The organism is Psychrobacter sp. TB55-MNA-CIBAN-0194, from assembly GCF_040309505.1.
Classification (GTDB): domain Bacteria; phylum Pseudomonadota; class Gammaproteobacteria; order Pseudomonadales; family Moraxellaceae; genus Psychrobacter; species Psychrobacter fozii.
In genome coordinates this window covers 1-248 of record NZ_JBEOOW010000618.1, presented here as the reverse complement: position 1 = coordinate 248, position 248 = coordinate 1, and the positions used below count along the sequence as shown (strand labels likewise).

The window sequence follows — 248 nt, the reverse complement described above, 5'->3', positions numbered from 1 at the left end:
CACTTGCTACCGACTTAACCGTTGAAATTGCAAAGTCTGCTTATATTTTATCTCAATATAAAAATGAAGTAGCGATGGCATTAGCGCTCAGTGCTGGCAGTAGTATGATGGGTATGTTTGCTGGTGAGGAAGATGAAGCAGAAAATCCAAAAGATATTGGTGTGGCATTGTTAAAAGCAAAAGATCAGCTTTCGTTAGCATTAGAAGCGAATGAAATTATTGAATTAGAGCAAGCGACTATTTCATCA

The 248-nt window shown here is 37.5% G+C and carries 1 protein-coding gene; it reads left to right on the top strand.

Features of this window, described 5'->3' with window-relative positions:
* Positions 1-248: hypothetical protein (locus tag AAEY75_RS16495; RefSeq protein WP_352260242.1), on the top strand; the 248-nt coding region annotated here is incomplete at both ends.